The 7,889-nt window shown below is 58.9% G+C and carries 7 protein-coding genes; 1 reads left to right on the top strand and 6 read right to left on the bottom strand.

Annotation, left to right across the window (positions count from 1 at the left end):
- The 3 genes from RTY00_RS15110 to RTY00_RS15100 form a co-directional block, all read right to left on the bottom strand.
- The coding region (locus RTY00_RS15110; RefSeq protein ID WP_312664995.1) for a substrate-binding domain-containing protein at positions 1–803 on the bottom strand (803 nt) is incomplete at its 3' end.
- Between the two features lie 85 nt (positions 804–888).
- Positions 889–1,668 carry a TIM barrel protein gene (locus tag RTY00_RS15105; RefSeq protein WP_312664994.1) on the bottom strand — a complete coding sequence of 260 codons (780 nt, stop codon included), beginning with the start codon at positions 1,666–1,668 and terminating at the stop codon, positions 889–891.
- The gene (locus tag RTY00_RS15100) at positions 1,668–2,687 is read right to left on the bottom strand and encodes a Gfo/Idh/MocA family oxidoreductase (RefSeq protein ID WP_312664993.1); all 1,020 of its coding nucleotides are present in this window, start codon (positions 2,685–2,687) and stop codon (positions 1,668–1,670) included. Before RTY00_RS15100 ends, RTY00_RS15105 begins: the two co-directional genes overlap by 1 nt.
- Positions 2,688–2,884: 197 nt before the next feature.
- Here RTY00_RS15100 and RTY00_RS15095 point away from each other — a divergent pair, with 197 nt between their 5' ends.
- Positions 2,885–4,837 carry a sigma 54-interacting transcriptional regulator gene (locus tag RTY00_RS15095; RefSeq protein ID WP_312664992.1) on the top strand — a complete coding sequence of 651 codons (1,953 nt, stop codon included), beginning with the start codon at positions 2,885–2,887 and terminating at the stop codon, positions 4,835–4,837.
- Positions 4,838–4,884: 47 nt separating this feature from the next.
- On the opposite strand, the gene RTY00_RS15090 is transcribed toward RTY00_RS15095, so the two are convergent.
- The 3 genes from RTY00_RS15090 to RTY00_RS15080 all read right to left on the bottom strand — a co-directional run.
- Entirely contained in the window at positions 4,885–5,568 is a 684-nt protein-coding gene (locus tag RTY00_RS15090; RefSeq protein WP_312664991.1) for an SDR family oxidoreductase, read from the bottom strand.
- Positions 5,565–6,752 (bottom strand): exo-alpha-sialidase, encoded by a 1,188-nt coding sequence (locus RTY00_RS15085; protein ID WP_312664990.1) that lies wholly within the window; start codon positions 6,750–6,752, stop codon positions 5,565–5,567. The genes RTY00_RS15090 and RTY00_RS15085 overlap by 4 nt, the downstream gene beginning before the upstream one ends.
- A 1-nt stretch (position 6,753) precedes the next feature.
- On the bottom strand, positions 6,754–7,889 hold a 1,136-nt coding region (locus RTY00_RS15080; protein WP_312664989.1), incomplete at its 5' end, for a sodium:solute symporter family protein.

Raw genomic sequence — 7,889 nt, 5'->3', positions numbered from 1 at the left:
CCGGTCGCCTGCCCTTTTGCATCCTGGAAAATGGTCAGCGTCATTTTGCCGTTCTTCACGAATTGCTGACCATCCGGCGTGCCGTCGATACCGGCGACTAAAATCTTCTCATTCTTCGCCTGGCTGAGCGCCATGATGGCACCAATCGCCATCTCATCATTATTTGCCGCGATAGCGTCAATCGGACGTTGATTCAGCAGCCAGCTCGACACCACATCCACCGCTTCGTTGCGCTGCCATTTGGCGCTCTGCTTCTCTATCACCTTCATATCTTTGTATTTGGCGATCACCGCTTCCACCGCGCGGGTGCGTTCGCGCGCTTCTTCGTTCGACAGCGCGCCCATCAGAATCGCCACGTTACCTTTGTAATTCATCTTCTTCGCCAGCGCTTCCATCTGCATTTCGCCGCCCAACGCCGAGTCAGAACCGACATACGCCATGTCGGTGGGCAGCTTCACTTCAGGCTTACGATTGACGAAGATCAGCGGAATGCCGGCGTTTTTCGCTGCGGTAATCATCGGCAATACGCCTTGGGTATCCACAGGATTGAGGATGATGGCATCGACGCCCTGATTGACGAAATCATCCACTTGCTGCACTTGCAGCGCCACATCGCCTTTGGCATCGACAAACTGGCTGTTGAGCTGATTGGCTTTCAGTTCCTCCTGCATCTGGGTGCGCAGAATCGAAACGAAGTTGAGATCGAAGTTCGCCAGCGCGACGCCGACGGTGAAGGTTTTAGCGCTCGCGCTCAGGCTGAGCAGCAATGCGCAGAGGCACAGCATCACATTTCTGATGTTCATGGGTTAGTCCTGTAGGGTTGAGATATTATTATTTATTTCATCGAGTTAACGCCGGGCAACAGGCAAATACCCGGCGGTGGAACAGTTAAAGCGTGAAGTGACCGCGGAACTGCTGCAGCGCGGCACCACTTTCGCCGCTGGCCCAGCCTTCCAGCGCCACGGTGCCCTGATAGCCGACATCGTGGAGCGCGCGGGCGATAGCGCGATAGTTAATTTCGCCGGTGCCCGGCTGCTGACGACCCGGCACATCGGCCACCTGAATCTCCCCAATTGCCGAACCACAGCGGCGAATCAGTTCGATCAAATTGCCTTCGCCGATCTGCGCGTGATACAGGTCGAGGTTCATCTTCAGCGCTGGACTGTTTACCGCTTCCACCAGCGCCAGCGTGTCGGCGGCCAGCGCAAACGGTGTGCCGGGATGATCAACCGGCAAGTTAAGGTTCTCCAGCGTGAAGACGCGTCCGGCGCGCTCGCCCAGCTGCGCCACCTTGCGCAGCGTATCGGCGGCTTTCAGCCACATCGCGCCGGTTACCACTTCAACCGGTTTGACCGGCAACCCTTTGTCATCCAGTCCGGTGCCGTGCAGGTTTAATGCCGGACAGTTGAGCCGCTCGGCCACCGCCAGCGACGCTTCGGCACTTTGCAGCAACTGCTGGATCTCGTCATCGTCGGTCAGGTTGCCGCTGAGGTAGCCGGTCATCGAGGTGAAACGCGCGCCGGTTGCCGCCAACGCATCGATATCTTTGTTGGCCCAGCCCCAGATTTCGACGCCAAATCCCAGCTCATGAATGCGTTTCACACGCTCGACAAAAGGCAGATCGAGAAACACCATTTCGGCACAAACCGATAGCTGATAACCGGCCATTAGCGACCTCCCAGTTTGATCGGCTGCTGCTGCTGCACCGAGTCGATACAGGCCAGCGCGATCTCCAGCGCGTTACGCGCATCTTCACCGGTAGCGCGCGGCGTCTCGCCACTGCGAATGCAGCGGGCAAACTCTGCCATCTCCGCCACATAGGCTTCACGCAGCAGATCTGAATCCATGCGTGAGGTTTCAATCGCGATGCCATCCTGGTGATAGCGCACGCAGTTGTTAACGTTGATGTGGCCCGCCTGCAACATGCCTTTGCTGCCGAACACTTCGCCACGTACGTCGTAGCCGTATACCGCCTGGAAGTTGGCTTCAGCGGTGGCAATCGCGCCGTTATCAAAGCGAATGGTGACCACCGAAGTGTCGAGCAAGCCTTTGTCTTTGAAATCCGGACGCACCAGCGCATCGGCCAGCGCATAGACTTCTACCGGCTTCGCGCCGGGATTGAAATGCAGCAGCGTGTCGAAATCGTGGATCAGCGTTTCAAGGAAGATCGTCCACTGCGGGATGCGCGAAGGATCGTGCAGACCGGGATCGCGCGTCAGCGATCGGCTCAGCTGCGTGGTGCCATTTTCACCCGCTTTCACCGCCGCGATCGCTGCCGCAAAGCCTGAATCAAAGCGGCGGTTAAAACCGACCTGCAACACCACGCCAGCCGCTTTCGCGGCAGCAATCGCGCGATCCGCCTCATCCAGCGTCACCGCCATCGGCTTTTCGCAGAACACATGCTTGCCGGCATTCGCGGCTGCGATCACCCATTCGGCGTGCGTACGCGCCGGCGCGGCAATTGCCACCGCCTCAATCTCAGGATCCTGTAGCAGCGCATGCAGATCGCTGTAGGCCTTGGCGACGCCCAGCTTGTTGGTCAGCGCTTCGGCGGCGCCCGGTTGCGGATCGGCCACCGCCGCCAGGATCGCTCCCGGCACGCGCCAGGCCAGGTTTTCCGCGTGGAAACTGCCCATGCGTCCGGCGCCAATCAGGCCGACGCGTACTGGCTTAAGATGAAATGTCATGACCTATTCCTTTTTGTTTTGGATGTGCTCATTCGAGCGCAGGGATGTGCAATCTGTAGTGCAAAGGCGATGCCAACTGCAATCCGCCGCTTTATGTGAGGCATAACACAGATATAGCTCACAATCTGGCAACAAAATTTACATGTCAACTTCACATGTCAATAAAATGGACATTCCATCTTGGTCAGGAGTGTCACATGCGTGCCAGTGAACGTTTGCCGTTTAAAGATGAAAGCGATCCGATCTTCAGCTTGCCGGACAGCGCTGAGGTGGGCGAATGGGATACGTTGTTGTGGCAGGGCTGGCACAGCTTCGAACGCGGCGAACAGCCCGGCTGGATGCGGCACAGCATTTTGCAGTCGTGGCAGCGATCGCAGCAGCGCGCGATCGATCCCGCCACCTTTGCCTATGTCTCTCCGCCCGCTGCAGAACTGGCAGCGATCCTTGAGCACAACGCCGAGTTGATCCTCGCAGCACGCAGCATCATGGAGAACCTGCTGGCGTATAACCCGGATGGCCACATCAACCTGACCGATGCGCAAGGCGTGACGCTGCATTTCTGCGGCGCGGATCTGACGCCGGTCGGCAGCATCCTGCGCGAAGAGGTGCTCGGCACCAACTGCACCGCACGCTGCCTGATTGAGCAGCGGCTGGTGTATGTGCTGAGCGGCGAAAACTGGAAGCTCGATCTGCGCAAACGCCATCGCCAATGCGCCGCCGCACCGGTGCGCGATGCCAGCGGCCAGCTGCTTGGCGTACTCACGTTGACCGCCACGCCCGACAACTTCAATGCGCACACGCTCGGCACGGTGCAGGCGGCAGCGGAAGCGGTCGGTCAGCAATTGATGCTGCGCCGCTTACTGGCCGAGCAGCAGTCGATCCTCGAAACCCTGAATGAAGGCGTGATCGTCTGCGATCGCCACGGCCGCATCAAAACGCTGAATCGCTATGCCCGCCAGATCTTCAGCGGTCTCGATCCCAACGCCGGGCCGATCGACGTGCTGCTGCAACCACAAGGCGGATCGCTGCTCACCATGCCGTTCTGCAATGACCGCGAGCTGCAGTTTATGCCGGATGGCGTCAATCCCCTTTCCTGCCTGATTTCGCTAATGCCCGCGCCCGACGGCGGCCGCGTGCTGTCGCTGCGCGAAAACCAGCGTATCCGCGCCATTACGCGCCGTGTGATGGGCGTGGGCGCCAGCTACACCTTTGAGATGATTCGCGGGCACGCACCGCGCGTGCTGCAAGCGATTCAGAAAGCGCGCGCCAGCAGCCGCTCTGACAGCACCGTGCTATTAACCGGCGAAAGCGGCACCGGTAAAGAGCTGTTCGCGCAGGCGATTCACAACGCCAGCCCGCGCCAGCAGGAAGCCTTTATCGCGCTCAACTGTGGCGCGCTGCCGCGTGATTTGGTGCAGAGCGAACTGTTTGGTTATGTCGATGGCGCTTTTACCGGATCGCGGCGCGGCGGCTCGGCGGGCAAATTTGAGCTGGCGGATGGCGGCACCTTGTTCCTCGATGAGATTGGCGAGATGCCACTCGAGGCGCAAACCAGCCTGCTGCGCGTGCTGCAGGAAGGCGAAGTGGTGAGAATCGGCGCGGCGCATCCCATCAAGGTTAACGTGCGTATCATCGCCGCCACCCACTGCAATCTGCTGGATGCGGTGGAGAAAGGCGCGTTCCGCCGCGATCTCTACTATCGCCTGAATGTGATTTCGCTGGAGATCCCGCCGCTGCGCGAGCGTCAGGAGGATATTCCCGGCCTGGTGAATACCTTTATTCAGGCGCTCTGCACCCGGCTGAAGCGTATCGCACCGCAGCTCTCCGCCGAGGCGATGAGCTGTTTACAGGCGTGGCACTGGCCCGGCAACGTGCGCGAGCTGGAGAATCTGGTCGAGCGCATGGTGAATTTGTGTGAAGGGCTGGAGATTGATCGCCACGATCTGCCGGAAGAGATGGTGCAGCGTAACGCGCCTGTCACCAGCGAATTGAGCTCGCTGCAGGAGAATGAGCGCCAGCATGTGATGCAGGTGGTGCGCGAGCAGAAAGGCAACCTGCGCCAGTCCGCGCAGCTGCTGGGAATTTCACGCACTGCGCTTTATAACAAGCTGAATCAGTGGCAGGTGGATGTGGCGGAATTGCGACGCTGATTATGTAGGGTCGCCATTCATGGCGACCTGGTTTTCAACCGCACAACTTACAACGACGCCCCACCACAGATCACCAACTCCTGCCCGGTGATCGCATCAGCGGCGGGCGACAGCACAAATCCCGCCAGCGCCGCCACTTCCTCTGGCCTGATATAGCGCCCCATCGGCGGCAGCGTTGGCGGTGAACTGGCGCGGCCAGGTTGCAACAACATTGGCGTCTCCGTTGCACCCGGCGCAATCACATTCACCGTAATGCCTTTGGGTGCCAGTTCCGCCGCCCAGCTGCGCGCCATGCCCACCATTGCCGCTTTGGTACTCACGTACTGGCTGCGATTCGCCGCGCCGCGTGACGTGCGGCTGCCAATCAAAAGGATACGACCGCCCTGCGCCATCTGCGGCTGCAAGGCATTCGCCATGATCTGCGCCACCTGCACGTGCAAGTACCACAAACGCGCGCTCTGCTCCTCATCCAGCTCACCGAGCGGCGCAGCTGCCATCATGCCTGCGGCGTGTACCAGCGCATCCACCTTCGGCAGCGCCAGTAGCGCCTGCTTCAGCAGATTGGCATCCAACAGATCCACGCTGACCGAGGTGAACGCCGGATGATCTTTCTGCACCGGCGTGCGGCTAAAACCGGTCACCTGCCAACCTTGCTGCAACAGGTGATCGGCGATGGCCGCGCCAATGCCAGAGCTGACACCCGTCACCAGCGCGTGTCGCTGTCTGCTCATCCTTTCACCCAGCTTTCATCGACGCGCACGTATTTAATCGCCTGACGAAAATAGGTGTAAGCCACATGCAGCGCGCCATCATCACTCTGTTTGATGCTTGGATAGGAGAACTCGCGGTTGAGCTTTTGCTGCGAATTATTGGTCATGCAGTAGCCGTCGCCCTCATCGAGATTACGCTGCCACGGCCAGCTTTTGCCGCCATCGGCGGAAATCGCCAGTGTCATTGGCGCGCGCGGTGCGCCCCAAAATGCAGTGCGTCCGCTGTGCACCACCAGCTCGGCCGCCACCGCCACATCGCCGTCATCCTCTTCATCTTCAATTTCGTCATACAGCGACAAACGGCGCTCGCTGGCATCTTTGGCGCTAATGGCATTAAACACCAGCGCCAGATGGCCGTTGCGCAATGTCGTTACCTGAATCGACGAGTTGTTATTGGGCAATTCAGTCGCCAGCGGCGCACTCCAGCTTTCACCGCCGTCGGTCGAACGGCTTTGATAGATGAAATCGGCCCAGCGACTGCGATACAGCGCCAGCAAGCTGCCATCCTGCAGCAGCGTAATGTTCATATGCACGCAGCCCAGGCTTTCTGGCACCGCCACATCGCGCCAGCTTTGGCCTTTATCGCTGGAGATTTTCACCGCGCTAATATCGTCGTTACCCACCCATTTCACGCCGGGCTGCGTTCGACAATAAAACACCGGCAGCAGCCAGTTACCGTTTGGCAGCACCACAATCGGCTGGCGAATAAAGGTGCCGGGCTGATCGAGCAAAGTGTCGATGGCGCCCCAGCTGTGACCGAAATCACGTGACTGGCGATAGCGCACAATCGCGGTGTCCTGATTGCCGGATTTCTGCGCCGTCCACAGCAGCCAAAGAACCTGTTCGGGATCGAGGAACAGCACCGGATTCTGTTCGGATCGCGTGGGATCGTCAGACAACTTTTGTGCCTCGCTCCACTGCGTGCTGCCGTTTTCCAGCCGCGAGCACCACACCGAAATATCGGCGATCCCTTCCTGCGTGCCACCAAACCACACGCACAGCAGGTCGCCATTGGGCAGCGGCAGCAGATTCGCCGCGTGGTTCTGCGGGCAGACCGAAGGCAGCATCGCCGTAAGCTGTTGCGCATCCTGCACGTGCGGAGAGAGGTTACCGCTGCGTTCAACGGTAAGGGTTAAATCACTCATTTCAGGCTCCACTGTTTTGCATTGAAGATTTCGGGGCTTTTTTCTCATGGGTTTGGCTTGACGGGATCAGGCGGTCAATCACCATGATCACCGCAGGCGTGACCAGCGCCACATACATGTTGTTGATACCAAAAGGATCGCCGAGCAGATACCACACCGAGGTCATGACGCAGGCACCAATCAGGCCGGCATTAGCGCCGCGCGTGCTTTTAAAGAACGGCAGATAGAAGGCGATGATTGCCACCACTGAAATCGACAGACGAATGGCGCGGGTAAAGAATGAGAGCTTCAACACTTCTGGCACGAACAGCACGAAAATCAGCGGCAGGAAACCGATCAGCAACGACAGCCAGCGCGTCATGCGGAACTCGCGCTCCGGCGTCGGATTGCGATAGGGCACGTAGAAATCTTTCACCACCAGCGAGGCAATCGCCAGCGCTACGGTGCTGACGCTGACAAAGATCGACGCCACTAATGAGGTGGTGACAATCCCCGCCAGCCACGGGCTCATGTCCTGCAGGAACACCGGCAACGCATAAAGACTTTTGATATCGGGATGCAGGTATTTCGCCGCCACGCCAATCAGCGCGATGGCAATGGCAATCGGCATGCAGAAGAAGAACGCCACCCAGGTCGCACGTTTGGCGGAATCGGCACTTTTGGTCGAAGCAATCGCCTGAATCACAAACTGCGTACAGAAGATCGAGCCGATGGTGCCAATCATCCAGGCGAAGATGGTGCTGCCGCCGACGTTGCCATCCCACGTCCAGTAGAAATGCGGCATCTCTTTGATCATCGGGCTGACACCGCCGGTCATGTGCAGCGCCACGCCGAGAATGATCAGAATACCGATATATTTCAGTCCGCTATGCAGCAGCGTGACCCAGGCGATGCCTTTCATGCCGCCGAACATAAAGTAGAACGTACTGACGATCGCGGTGATCACCGCTGCTGTGGTGAGATCGAGGTTGAGCACCGTGGAGATCGCCGCCGCTCCGCTCACGTAGTTACCGACGTTAACCAGCAGCAGCGCATAGATCATGATCAGCGAGATGATGTTTTTGGTGGAGTTGCCATAACGTTCAGCGATCGCCGCCGAGATAGTGATTTTGCCGGTGTTGTAGATGCGTTTGACCA

Source organism: Pantoea sp. CTOTU49201 (assembly GCF_032054795.1).
GTDB lineage: Bacteria > Pseudomonadota > Gammaproteobacteria > Enterobacterales > Enterobacteriaceae > Pantoea > Pantoea symbiotica.
This window is presented reverse-complemented; position numbering and strand designations above follow the sequence as displayed.

What these genes read in the sequence shown, in the direction of transcription:
- RTY00_RS15105 (WP_312664994.1), bottom strand. Translation starts at nt 1,668, where the DNA reads ATGGCCGGTTATCAGCTATCGGTTTGTGCCGAAATGGTGTTTCTCGAT.
- RTY00_RS15100 (WP_312664993.1), bottom strand. Translation starts at nt 2,687, where the DNA reads ATGACATTTCATCTTAAGCCAGTACGCGTCGGCCTGATTGGCGCCGGA.
- RTY00_RS15095 (WP_312664992.1), top strand. Translation starts at nt 2,885, where the DNA reads ATGCGTGCCAGTGAACGTTTGCCGTTTAAAGATGAAAGCGATCCGATC.
- RTY00_RS15090 (WP_312664991.1), bottom strand. Translation starts at nt 5,568, where the DNA reads ATGAGCAGACAGCGACACGCGCTGGTGACGGGTGTCAGCTCTGGCATT.
- RTY00_RS15085 (WP_312664990.1), bottom strand. Translation starts at nt 6,752, where the DNA reads ATGAGTGATTTAACCCTTACCGTTGAACGCAGCGGTAACCTCTCTCCG.